25 protein-coding genes are annotated in these 21,344 nt (G+C 37.4%); 3 read left to right on the forward strand and 22 right to left on the reverse strand.

Translation table 11 applies throughout. The features are described 5' to 3' along the window. Positions 1-19: 19 nt before the first annotated feature. Genes GJV51_00765 through GJV51_00780 form a run of 4 tightly spaced genes read right to left on the reverse strand, consistent with a single transcriptional unit; the run spans position 20 to position 3,205 of the window. On the reverse strand, positions 20-310 hold the full coding sequence (locus GJV51_00765) for a DUF2129 domain-containing protein (GenBank protein QGM24606.1): 291 nt from the start codon (positions 308-310) through the stop codon (positions 20-22). Next, entirely contained in the window at positions 307-1,479 is a 1,173-nt protein-coding gene (locus GJV51_00770; GenBank protein QGM24607.1) for an FtsW/RodA/SpoVE family cell cycle protein, read from the reverse strand. Before GJV51_00770 ends, GJV51_00765 begins: the two co-directional genes overlap by 4 nt. Further along, the gene (pepA, locus tag GJV51_00775) at positions 1,479-2,546 is read right to left on the reverse strand and encodes a glutamyl aminopeptidase (GenBank protein ID QGM24608.1); all 1,068 of its coding nucleotides are present in this window, start codon (positions 2,544-2,546) and stop codon (positions 1,479-1,481) included. The genes GJV51_00770 and pepA overlap by 1 nt, the downstream gene beginning before the upstream one ends. Then, complete coding sequence (locus GJV51_00780) at positions 2,543-3,205, reverse strand: 2,3-bisphosphoglycerate-dependent phosphoglycerate mutase (GenBank protein ID QGM24609.1); 663 nt, start codon at positions 3,203-3,205, stop codon at positions 2,543-2,545. Before GJV51_00780 ends, pepA begins: the two co-directional genes overlap by 4 nt. A gap of 337 nt (positions 3,206-3,542) precedes the next feature. Here GJV51_00780 and GJV51_00785 point away from each other — a divergent pair, with 337 nt between their 5' ends. Both GJV51_00785 and GJV51_00790 read left to right on the forward strand, forming a co-directional pair. After that, the gene (locus tag GJV51_00785) at positions 3,543-4,898 is read left to right on the forward strand and encodes an MATE family efflux transporter (protein ID QGM24610.1); all 1,356 of its coding nucleotides are present in this window, start codon (positions 3,543-3,545) and stop codon (positions 4,896-4,898) included. A gap of 153 nt (positions 4,899-5,051) precedes the next feature. Further along, a complete protein-coding gene (locus GJV51_00790) occupies positions 5,052-6,359 on the forward strand; it encodes an NCS2 family permease (GenBank protein ID QGM24611.1) in 1,308 nt (435 codons plus the stop codon). Positions 6,360-6,409: 50 nt separating this feature from the next. Here the strand turns inward: GJV51_00790 and recN are convergent, their stop codons facing one another. From recN to GJV51_00820, 6 genes are read right to left on the reverse strand one after another with little or no spacing between them, the layout of a single operon-like run. Beyond that, on the reverse strand, positions 6,410-8,077 hold the full coding sequence (gene recN, locus GJV51_00795) for a DNA repair protein RecN (GenBank protein QGM24612.1): 1,668 nt from the start codon (positions 8,075-8,077) through the stop codon (positions 6,410-6,412). Between the two features lie 35 nt (positions 8,078-8,112). Continuing rightward, complete coding sequence (locus GJV51_00800) at positions 8,113-8,568, reverse strand: arginine repressor (GenBank protein QGM24613.1); 456 nt, start codon at positions 8,566-8,568, stop codon at positions 8,113-8,115. Next, positions 8,561-9,397, reverse strand: coding sequence for a TlyA family rRNA (cytidine-2'-O)-methyltransferase (locus GJV51_00805; protein QGM24614.1), 837 nt, complete (start codon positions 9,395-9,397; stop codon positions 8,561-8,563). Before GJV51_00805 ends, GJV51_00800 begins: the two co-directional genes overlap by 8 nt. Continuing rightward, positions 9,394-10,308 carry a polyprenyl synthetase family protein gene (locus GJV51_00810; protein ID QGM24615.1) on the reverse strand — a complete coding sequence of 305 codons (915 nt, stop codon included), beginning with the start codon at positions 10,306-10,308 and terminating at the stop codon, positions 9,394-9,396. The genes GJV51_00805 and GJV51_00810 overlap by 4 nt, the downstream gene beginning before the upstream one ends. Next, on the reverse strand, positions 10,301-10,528 hold the full coding sequence (locus GJV51_00815; protein QGM24616.1) for an exodeoxyribonuclease VII small subunit: 228 nt from the start codon (positions 10,526-10,528) through the stop codon (positions 10,301-10,303). Before GJV51_00815 ends, GJV51_00810 begins: the two co-directional genes overlap by 8 nt. Beyond that, complete coding sequence (locus GJV51_00820) at positions 10,521-11,798, reverse strand: exodeoxyribonuclease VII large subunit (protein ID QGM24617.1); 1,278 nt, start codon at positions 11,796-11,798, stop codon at positions 10,521-10,523. Before GJV51_00820 ends, GJV51_00815 begins: the two co-directional genes overlap by 8 nt. A 418-nt stretch (positions 11,799-12,216) precedes the next feature. Between GJV51_00820 and GJV51_00825 the strand changes: the two genes are divergently transcribed. After that, a complete protein-coding gene (locus tag GJV51_00825) occupies positions 12,217-12,471 on the forward strand; it encodes a hypothetical protein (GenBank protein QGM26090.1) in 255 nt (84 codons plus the stop codon). 10 nt (positions 12,472-12,481) lie between these two features. On the opposite strand, the gene GJV51_00830 is transcribed toward GJV51_00825, so the two are convergent. From GJV51_00830 to GJV51_00885, 12 genes are all read right to left on the reverse strand, one after another. Then, positions 12,482-12,967, reverse strand: a complete 486-nt coding sequence (locus GJV51_00830) for a hypothetical protein (GenBank protein QGM24618.1) — start codon at positions 12,965-12,967, stop codon at positions 12,482-12,484. A 116-nt stretch (positions 12,968-13,083) separates the two neighbouring features. Then, positions 13,084-14,457 carry a bifunctional UDP-N-acetylglucosamine diphosphorylase/glucosamine-1-phosphate N-acetyltransferase GlmU gene (gene glmU / locus GJV51_00835; protein QGM24619.1) on the reverse strand — a complete coding sequence of 458 codons (1,374 nt, stop codon included), beginning with the start codon at positions 14,455-14,457 and terminating at the stop codon, positions 13,084-13,086. Between the two features lie 6 nt (positions 14,458-14,463). Then, the gene (gene purR / locus GJV51_00840) at positions 14,464-15,297 is read right to left on the reverse strand and encodes a pur operon repressor (protein QGM24620.1); all 834 of its coding nucleotides are present in this window, start codon (positions 15,295-15,297) and stop codon (positions 14,464-14,466) included. 103 nt (positions 15,298-15,400) lie between these two features. Next, positions 15,401-16,192, reverse strand: a complete 792-nt coding sequence (locus GJV51_00845) for a metal ABC transporter permease (GenBank protein ID QGM24621.1) — start codon at positions 16,190-16,192, stop codon at positions 15,401-15,403. Then, on the reverse strand, positions 16,185-16,889 hold the full coding sequence (locus tag GJV51_00850; protein QGM24622.1) for an ATP-binding cassette domain-containing protein: 705 nt from the start codon (positions 16,887-16,889) through the stop codon (positions 16,185-16,187). Before GJV51_00850 ends, GJV51_00845 begins: the two co-directional genes overlap by 8 nt. Next, positions 16,886-17,728 (reverse strand): zinc ABC transporter substrate-binding protein, encoded by an 843-nt coding sequence (locus GJV51_00855; protein ID QGM24623.1) that lies wholly within the window; start codon positions 17,726-17,728, stop codon positions 16,886-16,888. The genes GJV51_00850 and GJV51_00855 overlap by 4 nt, the downstream gene beginning before the upstream one ends. A 47-nt stretch (positions 17,729-17,775) precedes the next feature. Next, the gene (locus GJV51_00860; GenBank protein QGM24624.1) at positions 17,776-18,021 is read right to left on the reverse strand and encodes a hypothetical protein; all 246 of its coding nucleotides are present in this window, start codon (positions 18,019-18,021) and stop codon (positions 17,776-17,778) included. Positions 18,022-18,125: 104 nt separating this feature from the next. After that, positions 18,126-19,013, reverse strand: a complete 888-nt coding sequence (gene rsmA / locus GJV51_00865; protein QGM24625.1) for a 16S rRNA (adenine(1518)-N(6)/adenine(1519)-N(6))-dimethyltransferase RsmA — start codon at positions 19,011-19,013, stop codon at positions 18,126-18,128. Positions 19,014-19,015: 2 nt separating this feature from the next. After that, complete coding sequence (gene rnmV, locus GJV51_00870; GenBank protein QGM24626.1) at positions 19,016-19,585, reverse strand: ribonuclease M5; 570 nt, start codon at positions 19,583-19,585, stop codon at positions 19,016-19,018. After that, positions 19,578-20,375, reverse strand: a complete 798-nt coding sequence (locus tag GJV51_00875; GenBank protein QGM24627.1) for a YchF/TatD family DNA exonuclease — start codon at positions 20,373-20,375, stop codon at positions 19,578-19,580. The genes rnmV and GJV51_00875 overlap by 8 nt, the downstream gene beginning before the upstream one ends. Before the next feature lie 92 nt (positions 20,376-20,467). Next, positions 20,468-20,881 carry a transcription antitermination factor NusB gene (nusB, locus tag GJV51_00880; GenBank protein ID QGM24628.1) on the reverse strand — a complete coding sequence of 138 codons (414 nt, stop codon included), beginning with the start codon at positions 20,879-20,881 and terminating at the stop codon, positions 20,468-20,470. Next, positions 20,881-21,333 (reverse strand): Asp23/Gls24 family envelope stress response protein, encoded by a 453-nt coding sequence (locus tag GJV51_00885; GenBank protein QGM24629.1) that lies wholly within the window; start codon positions 21,331-21,333, stop codon positions 20,881-20,883. Before GJV51_00885 ends, nusB begins: the two co-directional genes overlap by 1 nt. Positions 21,334-21,344 lie beyond the last annotated feature (11 nt).

The following is a 21,344-nucleotide window of genomic DNA, read 5'->3' on the forward strand; positions in this document are numbered from 1 at the left end:
TTATACAATATACAAACCCTTAGTTTGTATTTCCCCCTTCATCATAATTTTCAAAGAAAATATCATCATGCAAATTATCCAAATCGGGGTTAATTTCCGGACGTGGCGACATGACGACTTTTTTTACAAACTTATACTGTCTAATTTTTTCAACTAATTGTTCAACATTTTCATCATTCACATATAAACCTACAAACATCATTTTGCGAGATATGTAAGTGATTTGACCAAACTTTTTAAGCTGTTGTGCATGCCTTATATTATTGATATAGATATAAATGGCACGGCGTGGTTGTATTTTAAATGTCATCGGTAATCCTTTCTGGCCACTGTATCATTGGGATGAATAACTGGCTTTTTCTTTTGTTGTGCAGCAATATTCAAGGTTAGACCAATCGCAGCACTAAAGGCTATATATGAGGACCCTCCACCAGAAATAAATGGGAAAACAACACCCGTTATTGGTAACACACCAATAACGCCACCTAAATTAACAAAAGCTTGGATAAATAACAAGGTAGCTACACCATACATGACTAATCGTTGATATTGCCTTTTTTGTCTAATGCCCAAAATAATAAGTCGTGTTATGATTATTAACAATAAAATTAACACAATGACAGTCACTACCGCCCCTAGTTCCTCTGTCATTACTGCCATAATAAAATCCGTATTAGATTCCGGTAAATATGGTTTTATAAGAGAATTTCCTAAACCAACACCGAACATCCCACCATGTGCTATAGCGTAATAACCGTATAGTAGTTGACGACTTTGATCTAGGTCAGCCCACGGATTAACAAAATTAATTAATCTTAAAACACCATAATGCGTACTACCAGTCAGATGAAATATTTTATCAACCAAATTAATGATTGGTTGTAAAAGGCCAAAACCAATGCCAGCAATAGCAAACCAGGTAACGGTAACTTTTCTAGACACCCCAGCTGCCAATAAAATGGTTATCATAATAATAGCAGCAATAATCATATTACCGTTATCTGGCATAATGAATAGTAAAAATAGCGATGAAAAAGGTAACAGCCAAGCATTTGGCTGGCAAATTGGCTGTTGTGATAATTTAACATGTGGTTGCCATGGATGTTTAGCAAAAAAATCAGCAAAATATAATATTAAAATTATTTTTAAAAACTCAGCCGGCTGCAAAGTAATAATTCCCAATGGAATCCAACCATGTGCACCATTAACTGCTGGCATTATTCTGGCAATAACTAAAAGGCCGATTATCCCAAACATCATCACCTGTATCCATTTTTCATTACGCCAGTTGTTAATATTAAAATGAAATAAAGTAAACGCACCAATCCAACCAATAAAAACAAAAAGAAGTTGTTTATAAAAGTTCAGCATAGCTGCATTCGTTAAACTCGCCGAAAAAACCATAACCACACCTAACGCACTGAGTATGGCAAATGGTACCGCAATCCAATAATCTAATTTTCTGATTTTTTTAAACATTAATCGCCCATAATAGTTTTAAGATTTGCATCATCCAAATTTTTAGCAATAGCCACAACAAATGCTTTAGAAGCCTCAAAATCCTTAATTGACCAAACGGTTTGGTGGGTGTGGATGTAACGAGAAGCAACTCCTAATGCAACAGATGGTACACCAGTTAGCTCAGTTTGAGCTGCTGCTGCATCTGTTCCACCTTTGGAAACAAAGTACTGATAAGGAATATGGTTATCTTCAGCCACAGATAACAAAAATTCTTTTAAGCGTAGTGGCATCACAACGGTCGGATCAAAAACACGTAATAACGTTCCTTGATCTAGGATACCTTGATGGCCACTTTGTCCAGTAGTATCATCTGCAGCACTAGAATCAACTGCGAAAAAAATATCTGGTTTCAGTAGATTGACAGCGCCATGTGCACCGCGTAATCCAACTTCTTCTTGAACATTAGCGCCCATGATCAAGGTATTAGGTGTCTGAACACTTTCTAGTTCTTCCAAAGCGTCTAATATTGTCACAAGTCCAAATCGATTATCCCATGATTTAGATATTACGCGCCTTTTATTTGCTGTCATAACGGTTGATACTTCTGGCACAATAAAATCCCCAGGGCGGACACCAAAGGACCATGCTTCATCTTTGTCCAAAAAACCGCCATCAAATAAAATATCCTCGACAGTTGGCATCTGTGGGTCATGAGTACTGCCACGTAATAAGTGTGGTGATACAGAGCTTGAAACAATAGGATACTTACCTCTGCTTGTGAACAGGGTAAATCTTTGTGAACTAATGACTGCTGGATTCCATCCACCAAGAGCAGCCACTTTAAGTGCACCACTAGGCAGAATATCTTTCACAATAAATCCAACTTCATCCATATGCGCTGCAAACATTACACGTGGACCTTGTCCTTCTTTAACACCGTAAACACCACCAAGTCCCTCTTGGTGGATTGCATCAACCAATGGTTCCAAATCAGAACGGAAAGATTGACGAATAGCGTGTTCTTGACCAGAAGTACCTTGTAGTTCCGTATACTTTTTCACACGAGCCCATGTACTATCTTTCATTCTAAATAAATCCTCTCACTAAATTCTTCTTTGTACTCGTACAAAATAGGTTCGCCATTGTCAATCTCAAGACCGTCTATGTCTTCATCGCTAATATGTTCTATATATTTGACTAAAGCACGTAAGGAGCTACCATGTGCGACGATTAAGACATTTTTTCCTTGCTGTATCTGTGGTAAGATTTCTGAATGCCAATAAGGAACGAGCCTATCACTGGCCATTTTCAAGCTCTCACCACGTGGTTCTAAGCCTTCTGGGTAGCGTCTATCTGGTATAATTTGTTCTAATAGTGGTGGTGTAGCCGTATAACTACGTCGCCATAAGGCAACTTTATTAGCACCGTATTGTTGACGAGCATAATCTTTGTTCAAGCCACGCAATGCCCCATAGTGGCGCTCGTTAAGTTGCCAAGCCTTATGGAGTGGTAACCATAACTGATCAATTTCTTCTAATATAATATTGTCAGTTATTATCGCGCGCTTTAAAAAAGAAGTAAATGATACATCGAATTGCAAACCATGTCGCTTCAAAACTTCACCAACATGTTTTGCCTGTCTAACCCCTTTTAAGGTCAGTGGAACGTCAGTCCATCCGGTAAATTCATTGTCACGGTTTGCTGTTGACTCTCCGTGGCGAACTAACACAAGTTTAGCAGCCATATGCAACTCCTTTTTTTATACTCTTCCTATTATATCGTTTCAATCATTTTAAAGCTACGTAAGCAAAAATTTGATTCCTCACAAATGATCATTTTTAAATATTAGTATGATTATATCATTATTCGAATCATCAATTATCTCCAATATAAACTTCAAAACACTTTAATTTATTTTCGTATTCGATTCAAAATACATGAAAAAACTTAGCAAAACATGACGTCTCTAGTCTTTTACAAACTGATGTCTTTCTTATAAATTTTAAAATAAAACCCTAGTCAAATAACCGCTATTCGTTTAGAATATATGTTCAAGACATTTTATCGATATTGGAGAGAATATGCGTGATTTAACTCAGGGAACTCCCGCAAAGCAAATTTTGTTTTTTACAATTCCACTCGTAATTGGAAATCTTTTCCAACAACTATATAATTTTTCTGATACGTTGATTGTTGGACAAACACTTGGTGTGAAATCTCTTGCTGCTGTTGGAGCGACTGGTTCAATCATGTTTTTAGTAATAGGATTTGTTCAAGGATTCACTTCCGGATTATCAATTATTACAGCACAACGCTATGGCGCCCGTGATATTGCTGGTGTACGCAAAAGTATGGCATCAACAATTATTGTATCAGCAATCGTCACTGTAATCGTCACTGTGGTGAGTTTTCTCTTAATCTACCCACTGCTTCAAATCATGCAAACCCCACCAGATATTTTGAATCAAGCCTTCACATTTATTAGTATCATCTTAGGTGGTATCTTTGCGACGATGGGCTACAACGTCACCGCTAATGCTCTTCGAGCAGTGGGCGACTCTCGCTCACCATTAATTTATTTAGTTATTGGTATGTTTGTTAACATTGGTCTCGAATTATGGTTAATTTTAGGACTTGGTTTTGGTGTAGCTGGAGCAGCCATTGCAACTGTTATTGCACAATTGATCTCTGCGATTCTAAGCTTTTGGCACATTTATAAATTTGTCCCCCAGCTCCGAGTTGATCGTGACGATTTAAAATGGGACGCAAAAGACATTCGAACGCATTTACGTGCGGGCCTACCTATGGGGTTCCAAAGTTCAATTATAGCGATTGGTTCATTAGTTTTACAAGGTGCTTTAAATACCTTAGGGACAGATGCTGTTGCAGCAACTACGGCTGCACAACGTATTGATCAAGTGGCTACACTACCTATGATGTCATTTGGTATAACTATGGCAACCTTTGCTGCACAAAACTATGGTGCCAAACAATATCAGCGTATTTTAATCGGTGTCAAACATGCATTGTTGATGAGCATGGGGTTTGGACTGTTTATGGGTATTTTAGAAATTACGTTTGGCCATATTGCTGTATCTATGTTTGTCGGTGCTGATCAACATCGCGTATTGTCATTAGCGCAACAGTACTTCTGGGCTAACGGTGCCTTTTACTACATACTATCAGCTTTGTTTATCATACGATATGTTTTACAAGGACTTAACGACTCTAAAACCCCTACCTTTGCTGGTATTGCTGAATTAGTCATGCGAACAGTAGCAGCAATTGTCTTAGTCGGCCCTTTCGGATTTTTCGGTGCCAGCTTGGCCAATATGCTTGCTTGGACAGGCTCTGTCCTGGTCATGATCCCAGCTTATCTCAAAACTGTTAAAATGTTAAAAAAGCAACATTTTTTATTAAATCACGAACGTTTATAACGATTCGTTCGTTTATTAAACGCTTTCATTTATTAAACTGTGCTATTATTCGCAAAAAGTTCTTTTATTTTCTCATTTTTAATTTAATTATTAGTAAATGACTGCTAAAATTAAATTGTACGTTATTCGTAACTAAATATTTGGGAGGCAATCATGTCTACGATTGCACATTATTTCAAACTTGACGAACTCAACACAAGTGTTCGAACCGAGTTTATCGCTGGTGTAACTACTTTTGCGTCGATGGCCTACATCCTATTTGTTAACCCTACTGTTTTAGGTGCAGCAGGTATGGACAAAGGTGCTGTTTTCACAGCCACAGCAATTGCTTCAGCAGTCGCAACCATCTTCATGGGTGTTGTTGCACTCTATCCTATTGCTATTGCTCCAGGGCTTGGCGTAAATGCCTTTTTTGCTTATTCTGTTGTTATTGGCATGGGTGTAAAATGGGAAACTGCTATGGCTGGTGTGTTTGTAGCCGCATTGATTTTCTTAGTTTTAACTTTTTTCAAAATTCGTGAGAAAATCATCAATATTATCCCACAGAATCTAAAGCTCGCTATTGCTTCTGGTATTGGGTTGTTCATTGCTTTTATCGGATTGCATGATGCAGGGCTAATTGTAGCTAACAAAGAAACCATGGTTTCTTTGGGGCATCTATCATCACCTACATCGCTATTATCCATTTTTGGAATTATTATTACCTTTATATTGATGAGTCGTAAAACACCAGCCGCCATATTTATTGGTATGATTTTAACATCACTTGCTGGTATTCTAACTGGTTTAATCAAATTACCATCTGCAATTATTTCACCTGCTCCCTCACTTGCACCTACATTTGGTGCTGGCGTTATGCATATTGGTGATATTAATTCTCTACAACTAGTCACAGTTGTTATTACCTTCTTAATTGTTACCTTTTTTGACACAGCTGGTACAATGATTGGCTTAGCCACACAAGCTGGATTCATGAAAAATAACGAAATGCCTCGTGCTGGCCGCGCCTTAATGGCTGATGCGGTTGGTATGACAGTAGGTGCTGTTATTGGTACTTCACCTACTTCTGCCTATGTCGAATCATCATCTGGTATTGCAGTTGGTGGTCGTTCAGGATTAACTTCCGTATTTACTGGAATATTTTTCTTGTTTGCCCTGCTCTTCTCACCACTTTTATCCGTTGTTACACCACAAGTGACAGCACCAGCTTTAGTGGTAGTTGGGGTCTTAATGGCCAAAAACCTACGATTAATTGATTGGGAAGATTTGGCTATTGCAGCACCGGCATTTTTGATTGTTATTGGCATGCCTCTAACTTATTCTATATCAGATGGCATCGCGCTTGGTTTCATCTTGTATCCAATCACAATGATTGCCACTGGTCGCATTAAGAAAGTGCATCCACTGATGTATGTATTAGCGATTATGTTTATTGCATTCTTAATGATCATCGCACATTAAATAAAAAAAGACGCCGCTTAAATTTGCGCGTCTTTTTTTATTTTATTAATTCAAAATTCTTGACGTAAATCACGAGCATTTGCAAGAGCAGTTTCAGTAATATTATCACCCGATAACATCATAGCAATTGCGTGAACACGACCTTCTTCATCTAATGGTGCCACTTGCGTAAGTGTACGGTCATTTTCAGTTAACTTGGATATCAAATAGTGATGAGTTGCAGCAGCTGCCACTTGTGGTAAATGTGTGATTGCTAAAACTTGTGAATCAGTTGAAATTGTGAGCATCTTTTTTGCTATTGCCTGAGCCACACGACCGGAAACACCTGTATCCGCTTCATCAAAAACAATTGAAATAATATGCTGTTGCTTAGCAAATGTAGTTTTCAATGCTAACATTAGTCGAGCAGCTTCTCCACCTGATGCAATTTTGACCAAAGGTGCCATTCCTTCTCCAACATTAGTTTGAACATAAAATTCAACCTTATCAATTCCTGAGGAGATATAGCCTTCAACTGGATCAAAGTGTACCGCAAACTCGGCACCATTCATTAACAAATCGTTTAATTGTTGATTGACATTCTTTTCCAAATTTCGAGCCACTTTTTGTCGGGCTTCACGTAGTCTAATCGCTTTTTTTCTTAATAACTGGCGCATGTCATTTTGTTTGACTTGCAGCCGTTCAACATCATATTCATCGTCATCTATAAGTGAAAGCTCTTTTTCAATTTTAGCTTGAAAATCCAAAACATCTGCAACCGACGTACCATACTTGCGTTCTAGTGAGTGAATTAGTTGAAGTCGATCATCAATACGAATTAACTCTCCCTCATCATAAGTTAATTCACTCAGTTGTTCGTCAACATCACGACCAACATCTTGAGCTGTGTAGTAAGCTTCGGAAATTGTTTTTGCTAGCTCAGCATATTGATCATCATATTCCGCAATATCTTGTAGTTGATGAACTGCCTCAGCAAGGGAGTCTATGGCGCCACCTTGCTCACCACTAAGTGTTGCCTGCGTTAACTGAAGCCGATCAGCAATTTTTTTGAAATTACGTAATTTATCACGCGCATCTAATAAATCATTTTCTTCATTTGGTTGTAAATTAGCTTCCTGCAACTCCTCTTGTTGAAATTTTAGAAGATCTAAACGTTGTGTAATTTCTTGTTGTGATGTTTGAATATTTCTGATGCGAGTAGTAATAGAACGAAACTTTTGAAACAGTTCTTGATAGTCATTTCGAAATTGCGTAATTTTTTCATCCCCAAAAGCATCCAATAGCGGTAAATGCTCATCTGGATTCAGTAATTGCTGTGCATCATTTTGTCCTTGGATGTCAACTAAGTAACGGCCAATAGCTGCTAAAGTTTTCAAATTGACAAGAACACCATTGATTCGAATAATACTCCGTCCATTTTGGTTTAATTCACGATAAATAATCAGCTCATCATCATCTCCTGCTACACCACTCTGATCAATGAGCTCTCTTAGCTTTTGATTATCCGGAACACTGAAAACTGCCTGTAGAATAGCTTTTTTACTACCATGACGAACCATTTCAGAATTTGCTCGACCACCAGTTAACATGAAAAGTGCATCAATAATAATTGATTTCCCTGCACCCGTTTCACCAGTTAAAACACTCATTCCTTCTTCAAACTGAAGATTCACTTTTTCAATAATCGCAAAATTTTCTATAATTAGATCTTCTAACATAAATACTCCATCAACATAGTAAATGCTATACGTTATTATTTTTCAAGTAACTTTTGAATAATGTTAATCACTTTTGCCGTAGGAATACCATCTTTTAATAATACGAGAATCGAACCATCATCGCTTATGGTCGCAAATATTTCCGCTAACTGAACTTGCTCGATTAGATTTGATACCAGTTGACCATTTCCAGGTTGAACTTTAATCATAATCATGCCACGCTGCGCACGCAAACTCAAAAATGATTGTTGTAGGGCTCGACGTAATCGCTGTAAATATGGCCTGTCATCTGATTTTGGCAAGTGATACAAAAATCCATCTTGGGAATTTGGAACTTTAATTAGCCCCAACTCATTAATATCACGGGATATTGTCGCTTGAGTAACCTTTTCACCAATACTTTCAAAATGCGCAACAATATCTTCCTGACGACCCACAGGATTCTCTTTAATGAGCAATAACAAGGCTTTCTGACGATCTTTTTTATTCATGATCAGTCTCCTTGTGATTAAGTTGCTCATAAGTACGTTCAAGTAACCTATCAATGTTAATATGCTTGCTGATTTCGGCTTGATTTGATCGCTTCAATACTGCTAAAAACTCAATATTACCTTGCCCTCCTTTAATTGGTGAGTAAGTTAAGTCCGTAATACTAAAACCATCATTAACCATCATTTGTGTTACTTTTTGTAATACTTGTTTATGAACAGCTGTATCTTTTATAATACCGTTCTTACCAACATTTTCGCGTCCAGCTTCAAACTGCGGTTTAATTAAGGCCACAATATTACCACCCATAGTAATAATGTTAGCTAGTGCTGGCAAAATCAGCCCCAAAGAAATAAATGAAACATCGATTGTAGCAAATTCTGGTTGCCCATATTTAAAATCGGCTAATTTTGAATAGCGAAAGTTTGTATTTTCCATAACTTTCACACGATCATCGTTTCGTAACTTCCAAGCGAGTTGGTTTGTCCCCACATCTAATGCATAAACTAGTTTGGCGCCATTTTGAAGTGAAACATCAGTAAACCCCCCTGTGGAAGAGCCGATATCTAACACTATCTTGTTTTCAACGACAATATCAAAATCATTCAGTGCCTTTTCTAACTTCAATCCCCCACGGGATACATATTTTAACTGCTCACCTTTAAAATGTAGTTCCGTTGTCACAGGAATTTTTTCACCCGCCTTATCTAAACGTTCTTCATTATTGCCGAGAATCTGACCAGCCATTACAGCACGTTTTGCTTGCTCCCGTGACTGAAACAAACCTTGTTGGACCAGCAATACATCAACACGCTCTTTTTCAATACTCATTTTTCATCTCCAATTAAACTAACAAAATCATCCAGCAAACTTCGATCAAATTGTTGATCTTGTTCAACAGTATTAGCTAATATTTCTTGTGTCGAGAAGAGGTATTGGTCAAGCACCCTTTGTGCCTCTTTAACACCCACTATGTGTGGCAATGAGTTCACATCTTCTACCTGATCTTGCTGATAATCATCTAAATCATCTTGAATTTGAAAGGCCAATCCAAAATTTTCACCAAAATCATACATTGCTTTCTTAGGATCAAAATGGTTATCCTCAACGTTGGCATTTTGATGGGTCAATATCGCCCCCAGCGTTGTTGTATACCTTATCAAGGCTGCAGTCTTCATGCTATAAACATCATTTAACAGCCAATTTGTAGTAGCATTGTGTTCTTTATTGTGATTATCCATATCATGGAGTTGCCCTAGAACCATTCCTGATCCACCTGCTTCGTGAGCTAAGTTTTGCGTAATGAGTAGCAATTCTTCAGTTGAAAGGCTCTCCTCAGCACTGCATGAGCTGTTAGCAGTCGCTATGATTTCAAAGGCGCCAGTTAATAATGCATCACCGACTAAAATAGCATTAGCCTCACCATATAATGCATGAACACTGGGTTTGCCACGCCGTAACATATCATTATCCATTGCCGGCAAATCATCATGAACAAGGGAGTATGAATGAATCCACTCAATTGCCGTTGCTACCTTCAATATACTTGGTGTGATAGATTTTCCAAAACTTGCAACAACTGCTAATGTCAGCAAGGGGCGCATCCTTTTTCCGCCATTCAAAACTGCGTACTTCATCATAGCAATTAAATCATCATCTGCAGAAACTTTTGATAAATCATCTGCTAATTGCTGATTAATTTTTGGGAGCCATTCTTTTTGAAAATTTTTCAAATCAATCATTAGTTAATTCCAAATCTGATAATTCATTATCATTATCTATAACTTTCGCCAAGGTATCTTCAGCATCTTTCAAGGTTTTTTGTAAATCTTTGACCAAACCAACACCAGTTTGAAAATCGGCCAAAGCCGTTTCTAAGGGGCGATCTCCCTTTTCTAACTGACTCACGATACTTTCCAATTGTTGTAACTTATCTTCAAATGTGAATTGTTCTTCACTCATGCTGTACTCCTGTTATTTTTGCCGTGGCATGCCCATCAGAAAAGCGCATGTCGATTTCATCATTAATCGTAATATCTGTTGTACTACGAACTACTTTTTTATCATACTCAACAATTGCATAACCACTAGATAAGATTTTCAAAGGACTTACTAAGTCTAACTTAGTACTTAATAATTGTAATCTTTCTTGTATAGGTTGCAATAAACTACGTTGCAAATGTTGCTGTCGTTGCAAAATCGCTACTACTTTATATTTTTCATTAATTACTCTTTGTTTTGTTAGCTGTTGTAGTGAATGCGATAACTGATCTATTCGTTGGTTATATCCCGTGTATAAACGATCCGGTTGCTGAAAAATAACATGCGTTGCAACTCGATTTAATCGTTGTTGCCTCATGTCAATCATCTGTTTAATTCGTGCTATTTGCCGTAAATGTAATTCTTGCAAACGAGTGGTCAATTGTTGTAGTGTTATCGGTGTTGCTAGTTCTGCTGCGGCCGTAGGCGTGGCTGCACGCCGATCAGAAACAAAATCTACTAAGGTATTATCTGTTTCATGTCCAACTGAACTAATCACCGGTGTCTGCATACTGGCAATCGTTCGCGCCAAATTTTCATCGTTAAAAGCCCACAAGTCTTCAATGGAACCACCGCCACGTCCAACAATTACCGTGTCAAAATCCATGTTATCAATCCGTTGAAGCTGCCGAATAATAGTTGGTGCTGCCTTTTCGCCTTGCACCACTGCTGGAAATAAAATCACCTGAGCACTTGGAAAACGTCGTTGCACTGTACGAGCAATATCTTCAATAACCGCTCCAGTTGGTGAAGTAATTACTGCTATTTTTTTAGGGAATATTGGTAATTGCTTTTTTAGCAAATCAAACAATCCTTCAGCCTGTAATTTACGCTTTAGTTGTTCATAAGCTAAAAATAGTTCACCGACACCATCGGGAGTCATTGACTCCAAAATGATGGAATATGAACCTCGTGGTTCATATATTTCCACTCGCCCAACCGCATTAATTTTCATTCCCTCTTCAGGTTGAAATTTAATACGCCGTTCATAGCCAAACATTGATGCACTAATCACAGCATTGCTTTCACTATCCTTAATAGAAAAATATAGATGTGGCCCGCGACGGCGACCCATATTAGAAATTTCACCGGTAACATAGACTTTGGCTAAATACGGATCAGCATCAAATTTTCTTTTTAAATAAGCAGTCAATGCACTGACCGTTAAGTACTTATTTTGTTCTTTTTCCATTTTTCCTTTAGCCTACTTAATTCAATAACATGTAAATTCTACTACAATTATACATTAAAATCTGCATAAAAAAACAACTAACCTAAGTTAGTTGTTAGTTTGGCATGCCAGATTCGCTCTGACTGGCGGCTATTGATTGTCACATCAATAACAAAGTCGCGTCACCACAGTGCAAGCACTGTTAGTCAAGTGAGATAAGCGAGTTCCACAACAACACTTATCACCTACATCTATACGAGACTTGTGATTGAACACAGTAGGCCGCAATCAGCGCTAATTTTTCAAGCGCTTCGACTCATCGCATAAGTTAATTATATCAATAAATCATAAAATAGTCAAAAACTATTATGATTATTTCAGTATAATCAAACAAATGATTTTGTTTACACCAGTGAGCCAAATCGTTATAATGATAACCATGATAAAATTAACGAAACTCGAAAAAACCTACATTAGCCGTATTGCTAACCCTACTAAAACAGCCTTAGAAAATTTAATTGTACCTACGTCTGATTTAAATGATAAGGTTAGACTAGCTCAATACACTATCGATATCTATGAATTAGGGGAACTAAATAATGTCAAAACCACGGTTTCAAAACACATATTAGATTTTACCTGTCTAGATAACAATAAGCGCTTACGTGTAACTGGTTATATTGAGATAGATTAGGCGCAGTTACTTAGTCTGCCTCACCTACCTCTTCCTTTTCTGCTTGTTTCTGTTCATTAACAATATGTTCAAGTTGCTCATTAAACCATGTGGAAATTTTAGCCTTCACACTTTCAGCATCATCCACATATGTGGCAACAGAACTTGCTAATGATATTTTCAAATGGGATTGACTCTCGAATTCATTTTCAGCAATCATATACAAATTGACATCTAATGCGTCATTTTCTTGCCAAACTAATTTTCGTAATTGGTTTTGATAGCGCAAGGGTAAATTGATAACATTCGTCTCAACACTTAAGGTTGTCCCCATGGATTCTACCCCACCATTAATTTGCAATTCAAGATGTATAAAGTTTTCATTTTCAATATTTGAATCAATTTCTGAAAAAAGTAGATCAAGCGGAATTGTTTCATCATCAGCTACGTCTATTCTCTTTGTATAGAATGTTTCGTTTTCGATATTGACTAATGCACGTTCACCTGTAATTTGCATCAAAAATCCCCTTTTATTTTCGTAATAATAATTTTTTTCAAAGTTTCTTTCTATTATAAACATAATTAACATCAAATACCAAAATAAAAAAAGAGTTCAAATGAACTCTTTTTTATTTAGAATTTATGTGGCATGTGATGCCAGAAATCTTCTTTATTTGTCTGACGTGTACGAGCAATCCCCATTGCATGTTCTGGTATGTCATTTGTAATTGTTGACCCAGCAGCAGTAATTGATTCTTGAGCAATGTTAACTGGTGCAACAATTTTGGTATTTGAGCCAATAAACGCACGGTCTCCAACAGTTGAATTAAACTTATTCACCCCATCATAATTAACAAATATTGTACCTGCTCCAATATTCACTTCTTGGCCAATAGTAGCGTTACCTATGTAAGTGAGATGTCCTGCTTTAGTATTTTTACCTAGTCCAGCATTCTTGACCTCGACAAAATTACCAACATGAACATTGTCTTCTAAATGCGCAGCTGGTCGCAAATGTGCATATGGTCCCACTGTGGTACCATTTTTTAGAATAGCATCTTCAATGTGTGAGGATGTAATCACGTTATTATCACCAATCACACTGTCTACGATTCGTGACCCTTGTGTAATAATATTATTTATACCGATGGTCGTTTTGCCTAAAATAGTCACGCCACCCTCAATTAAGGTATCGGGCCCAATTTTTACCGTCGAATCAATATATGTATTCGCTGGGTCTAAAAGTTCAACACCATCAACCATTAATTGATGATTAATTCTCTCATGCATCACACGGTTAGCTGTTGCTAATGCTACTCGATCATTAACTCCTAATGATTCTGTAAAGTCTTGAAGTGTGTGTGCACCAATCTGTTCTCCTGAGCGTCGCAAAATGTTAAGCGTGTCAGGTAAATAGTATTCGCCTTGCGCATTATTGTTTTGTACTTTTGCTAGTGATTCAAATAGTAAACGATTATTGAATACATATACACCTGTATTAATTTCTTTAATACGTCGTTCTGTAATACTAGCATCTTTTTGTTCAATAATTTTCTGAACCGTCTCATCTTCTCCACGAACAATGCGACCATACCCAGTGGGATCATTAGCAATGGCAGTTAATACGGTCACAGCGTTATTTGAACGTTCATGCTCTGCAATGAAACCTTGTAAGGTTTCGGAACGAAACATTGGCGTGTCGCCAGACATAATTAGTGTAACACCATCACTGTCTTTAAGTGCTGATTCAGCTTGACGCACAGCATGCCCAGTACCAAGTTGTTGAGATTGCAGTACAAATGAACTACGCTTACCAACATGTTCTTGGACACGTTCAGCACCAACTCCAATAACAGTGATTAACTTATCTGTCTTAAGTGGTTCGACAGCATCTAGCACCCAGTCAATCATAGTTTGCCCAGCCACACTATGCAACACTTTTGGAGTTGTTGATTTCATTCTTGAGCCATTTCCTGCTGCCAATATTAATACGTTTATATTGCTCATGTTTAATTAAGCCTCGTGTTTAAATATTTCGTTCAAGTAATTACCCGGTGTAACCAAAATTGGATCACCATTTTTTAAATTTGTGTCAACATGCAATAATGATGTAAAGTGGTCAAGTAATCTGGTCGTTGAACGGCCTTCAGCAAATACTGCAGTACCAACAACCGTACCGTCAAATTCACCAACTAAGGTTTGCATCCCTTGAATTGTTCCGCCAGCTTTCATAAAGTCATCTACAACCAACACACGTGAACCTGTGCGCAGTGAACGACGAGATAATTCCATTTTTTCGACACGCTTCGATGATCCAGTCAAATAATTTACAGACACAGTCGGACCTTCGGTGACTTTTGCATCGTCACGAACAATTACAAATGGTACATTTAACTGATCAGCAACAGCTTGTGCCAACGGAACACCCTTAGTCGCAGCAGTCATCACAGCATCAATATCATCGCGTATATATTGTGTTGCAATTAGACGTCCAGCTTGTCGCAAAATATCAGGACGACCTAACAAATCAGATAGATAGACATAACCACCAGGTAAGACTCGTGTCTCATCATTTACTAATCGACAAATATCATCAATAAATTCTGCTGCCTCGGATTCAGTCATGTAAGGAATAAAACGTGCTCCACCAGCAGCACCAGGCACTGTCTCTAATAGACCTGTACCACGTTCTTGAAATGTACGTTTGAGTATTGATAGGTCCTCAGAAATTGATGACTTCGCCGATTCATACCTTTTGGAAAAATAAGATAAAGATATCAACTTACGTGGGCGCTCAAGCATATAGCGCGCCATATCAACTAACCGGTCAGAACGACGTGTTTTCATGATGTGTGACGAACCAAAAAAGTTATTTTAGTCCGTTTCCTCCTAAACTTTTATTAATATTTACGACTAATTATACCATTTTTATTTTCTAATTGTTCGGAAACTAGGCATTTCGTTTAAACTGCCATATTGACACAAGATAAATTATTACTTCTATAATTGCTATAAAAAAACTCGTTGGTAAATTTGTTAAATAAGCGATTGTCAAGCCAACCCACGTACCAAATAAAGCAAAGACAATGGCCATCCCCATAAGCTGTACCGTCGTCTTAGCATAGTATTTTGCGCTCGCAGCAGGTAATGTGACTAATACAAATATAAGTAAGGATCCTACCAACTGTGATGAAATACTAATCGATAATGCAATCATGATTAAAAAGGTATAGCGAACTGATTTTTGTTGCCATGTTTGGAGAAAAATACCTGCTTCGTCAAATGCTAATTGACGCAGAGAGCGGTAATTGAATAGTAACGTGACTAATACAATTAAGGCTAAAATGATGAGCAAGTATAAGTCACGGTGACTAATGCCAAGAACCGAACCGAATAGGATACCAGTAGCAGCATTCGATGATGTATGACCTAGTGCTAAAAACAGTATTCCTAGACCAATAGCCAACGCAGATACAGCACTTGTGACATTATCATGTTTCGTATACGTCGATTCCAAGGTACCAATAGCTAATGAAGCAACAGAAGTTGCAATCATCATACCCAACAAAGCCGGCCAACCAATCCACAAACCAAAAGCTGCACCAGCAAAACCTATTTCACTCAAAGCGTGCGTTAAAAACGCATAATTTCGCGCTACAACAAATGTACCAATAACCCCAGCAACAATACTGACAATCGTCCCTGCTATAAAAGCATTTTGCATAAAATCATAACTAAACATGGCGTACCTCATCTTCTTTGTGCCTAGACGTCATATCTATCGTCAGTGTCTGCAGCTGGGCAGCATCTCCTTGTTGTACTTTACCATTTTCAAAAGAGAGATAGCCATCCGCAAAATCAGTGACCAGCTTGATTTCATGTGTAATGAATAATACTGTCATATTGGTTGTTTGTTGTAACGTACGGACATTTTCCAATAATTGTACTTTGTGTTCATGATCTAAACTGGCAGTAGACTCATCTAGAATTAACAAATCTGGATTTTTGACTAAAGCTTGCGCTACAAATGCGCGTTGCTTTTGCCCCCCAGATGCTAATCCCAATCGTTGATCACGCATTTGATTTAAATCCATACGGTTTAAAGCTTCCGTTATTAACTGTTTTTCCTCTTTAGTAGACCATAAGCGGCTACCTTGATTAAAATTCAATCCGACGAATTCAGCGATACTTAAAGGATAATCACGAGAGATATCCCTAAATTGTGGGACATACCCAATACGATCTGTCGCTACCGTCAATGTACCTTCTGTTTGTTTATTCTGTCCAGTGAGTGCTTTAATAAAACTTGTTTTACCGGCACCATTTTCTCCTAAAATAGCTAAAAACTGTCCAGCTAGTACCTCAATATTGATATGCGATAAAATAATTTTTTCCCCATACCGAATCATGAAATCTTTCGTGCTAATAATTGTATTCATTTATCTAATGCCTTTTGAATTTTTTTGAGTTGCATTAACTGCCAATTCCAAATTTGTGTGCTGTCAGGTGTAAATTGACTAAATGTGACAACAGGGACGTCATTTTTTTTTGCCATAGTGACAAGTTTTTGTTCATTTTCAGTTATGTTCTGTGCCGTTGTAAAAATAAACTGAATTTTTTTGTCAGCTAGTTTACTTTCAAGATCTGACATTTGTTTATCCGTTAATCTAGAAACATTATCCGTTTCGACAGTATAACCCAATTGTGTCATAAGCAAATTCTGCGATTTATTTGTAGCGACATATCGAATATCTTTTATGTTCTTTAACTTTGTGTACAGTGTTGTTAAATCGCTTGTTTTTTCCACAAATTGCTTATTATTTTTGACATAAGTATCACGATTTCTTGGGTCCATATCACTCAAGTAATTCACGATTTGTTGTGCCATTACGACTGTTGTATTTGGACTCAGATAATATTTCTGTGTCGGTGAATCTGTATGAATATAATCACTCGCTATTACTAACTTAGGGCTACTATGCAACTTTTCGGCTTCGGTTAATAGGACACTCGTGTGATTATCTGTCAAAAGCAGTTCAGCTTTTTTAAGTTTTGTTTTCTGTTGTGCTGTTCTGGGATTGCCTGACATGAGGCTGACACGCCCTTTTTGGCCGGCAATAGCTTTTGCAATTTGTTGATAAGCTGGATTATCTGTCATAATTTGCACAGTGGTGTCTTGGGTTTCAGTTGTATCGCCAACCATTTTAGCACACACCAAAAGAATCCCAATAGGGATTAACATAATCGTTAAAATTGCATAAACGGATTGTTTATTCATATCATTCGTTTCTAAAGTGGTATCTGTAATCGCTATAAAAAAAGCCCTTAAGCGGGCAACTCATCAGCGAATGTAATATCAATATTCTTTGTTAAAATATCTGTATAACTATATGAAGCATGTTCAAAATTAGCATCCTCATCTAATTCGACAACGAATAGTGAAGGAAATGTTGAACGAAGAATCCCTGAGCGCTCCGTAATTTTCTTTCGTCCAGCTTGGGCAATAATCGTCACTTCTTGACCTACATGAGCGTCAATTTTTGTTTTAATATCTTGCAAACTACTTGGCATTTTTATACCACCTTTCGTGTAAAAGCTAGTTCAATCGTACCATAAATAAGGATTATTTGCAATTTTCTGCGAATATTAAAACATATTGCCGAATAATTATTCGTTTATTTTATTAAATTTTGATCACGTAACGCCAAATATAATTGTGTAAATTCTTCTAAATTTAGTCGTTCGGCACGAATTGCTGGGTCAATGTGCGCGGATTTCAAAGCAATTGTTAGGTGTTCTTTTGTTTCCGCATCTTTACCATATGTTTGTAACATATTGTTCCATAAACTTTTGCGTCGGTGTGAAAAACTGCCTTTGATCACATCAAAGAGTTTACCAACATTTGCAACAACAGTGGTTGGTTTTAGTGGGGTTAACTTAACCACTGCACTGTCAACATTAGGTGATGGATTAAAAGAACTTGCTGGTACTTTGATTGCTAATATTGCTTGTGCAAAATATTGGATAGTTAACGTTAGCACACCATAACTTTTCGTTCCGACTGTCGCGTTTAAACGGTCAGCTACCTCGCGTTGCATCATAACTACGATATTGTCCCAGTTGATATTAGACCGGAGAAGCTGAATAAGAATAGGTGTTGTAATATAATATGGTAAATTGGCGACAATTTTTACACGAGCGTTATCACCAAACTCTTCGCTAATAACTTTTGCCAAATCAACCTTCAACACATCATTTTCAATTACCTTAACATTATCATAAGGCTTTAAAGTATCAGCTAAAACCTCAACCATTTGCGAATCAATTTCAAAAGCCAATACTTTTTTAGCTGCACGAGCTAATTGCTCAGTTAAAGCACCAATTCCAGGGCCAATTTCAATAACATAATCTTCTTCGGTTATTTCTGCTGTTTCAACAATGTTATGCAGTACATTTAAATCCGTCAAAAAATTTTGACCAAATTTTTTCTTAGCGTGTAAGCCATATTCATTTAAAATAGCCTGTGTTCTCGTTGGATTGGCTATGTCAATTGTCTGTGCCATTTTTAATATTTTCCTTTAAGTACGTCTTCTACTTGCGAACGCTGAACACCAAATGCTTGCAATCGTTTCAACAATTGTTTGCCGTTTGCATAGCCAATATGCAACTGCTCACCAACAAATGCCCGCTTAACACGCGCCTCTGGTCCACTGAGTAGTCCTAGTTCTAGAAGAAATGAACGATTGATATCTGAAGTTATCCCAATTGTTTGCACTGGTGTCACAACATTAGCCAATGCTTTTTGCAATATATCTGGTGTTGCGTGTTCAACACCCAATGATTTATGTGGATTATCTTTTGTTGCACGTGCTTCTGCCTGTGTCAAGTAGGCTTGTTTGGCCGTTGGCACTGCTTCTGTAACTATATTACGAATACGCTGACCATTAAAATCTGGGTCAGTTAAGATAATTATTCCTCGTGTTTCAGCGGCTAATTTAGCTCGCTCAATGGCATCTTCATGAACCGCACTACCACCAGTTTCAATCGTATCAGCAATAACTGCACGTGCAAGATTTTGCGTATCTGAGCGTCCTTCAACAACAATCATTTCGCTAATTTTAGGTAACTCATTCATGATTTAAAAATAAGCGATGAGCATTGCCACGTGTTACATCTGATAAGTCTTTAGATGACATTTCTAATGTTTCAGCCAAGCTATCGATGACGAATTTAACTAACGCAGGTTCATTCATTTTACCACGATAAGGTGTAGGCGCTAAATAAGGAGCGTCTGTCTCGACTAAGAGACGATCTAGAGGAATTGTTTTTGCTGCCTCACGAACTTCTTCGGCTTTTTTAAAACTTACAACACCACTAAAAGAAATGTGCATGCCTAAATCAATAAATGCTTTAGCCTGTTCTGGTGTGCCAGAAAAACTGTGCATCACACCTTTTTTCACACCTGAATCTTTTAGTATTTTATAAACATCTTCAAAAGCGTCACGATTATGAATAATAACAGGTAAATCAAATTTTTTAGCTAGCTCAAGGTGCTTTTTAAACGCTGCAATTTGGACATCATGATTTGTTGTTTCCCAATAATAATCCAATCCCGTTTCACCAACCCCAACAACCTTTGGCTGTTGAAGTTGCTGTTCCAATGTGTTGAACGCCTGATCATCAAAATCATTTGTATCTTCAGGTTGAAAACCAAGAACTGCATAAATATTATCATGATTATTTGCAATTTCTAATGCGCGACTATTACTTTGTGCATTGTATCCCACCACATTCATTTCCATTACACGAAACTCATTAGCTCGTCCAATATACGCTGGCACATCATGAAATAATTTTTCATCATTTAAATGTGTATGGGTATCATAACTATCTGTTGGTGTTTTCGTCGGATCATATATCGCCATTTTAGTCTCCAGTAATAAATTATTCTTTGTTTAGTATATCATGATAAGTGTATTACTAATAATACACGCGTTTAAAATGAAAAAACCGCTACTTAAGCGGTTTCTTCATCACGTGCAAAATGTTTTAAAACACCGTTAACAAACTTACGGTCATCTTCATCAGCAAAAGTTTTTGCTAATTCAATAGCCTCATCGATAGCCACTTTGTATGGGGTTGCTTCGACAGCAGTTAATTCGTAAATTGCTAACCGTAAAATAACTAAGTCAGCTTTGTTAATACGGTTGATCGCCCATCCTTCAGCTAAATGCGATGAAATCTTTTCATCCAAATCTGCCTTAGAACCTAACACCCCATTAACTAAGCGTGGTAAATAGTCATCAAATTCTTTACCATTTAGTACAATTTCGTATAAATCATCAATTTTATTACTCTGTGGATCTTTTTCTAACGCAAAAAGAACTTGAAATGCTGCTTGTCGTGACTCATGTCGCGTTAAGTTTGCCATTAATTAGCTACCTCATTCTCACCAAATAAATTATCAGGATCAATCGTGTGATCCGGCTTCTCTGGTATAATTCCACTCACATGCACATTCACACGCGCTACCTCTAAATCTGTCATTGACGAAACCTGAGATTTAATTGCATTTTGAATGTTTAAAGCTACTTTCGGTACTGGAACACCATACTGCAAAAAAACATACGCCTCAATCACTAAACCATCAATTGTTTGCTGTAATTCAACACCCTTTCCACGAGCAGTTGATCCAAATACACTAGCAAATCGGTCTGATAGCTTACCTCTCATTGAGTAAACACCAGATACTTCCTGTGCAGCAATTTGTGCAATCACTTCAATCACTTCTGGGGTTACCTGAGTGGTCCCTGGCACTTCACTCTCAGTGATTAATAACAAATTCTTAGTAGTTGCTTTATTGTATTTAATTTCTTTGGCCATATTTGCTCCTC

The organism is Leuconostoc mesenteroides subsp. mesenteroides (assembly GCA_009676745.1).
In the GTDB taxonomy this organism is placed as follows: Bacteria; Bacillota; Bacilli; order Lactobacillales; family Lactobacillaceae; genus Leuconostoc; species Leuconostoc koreense.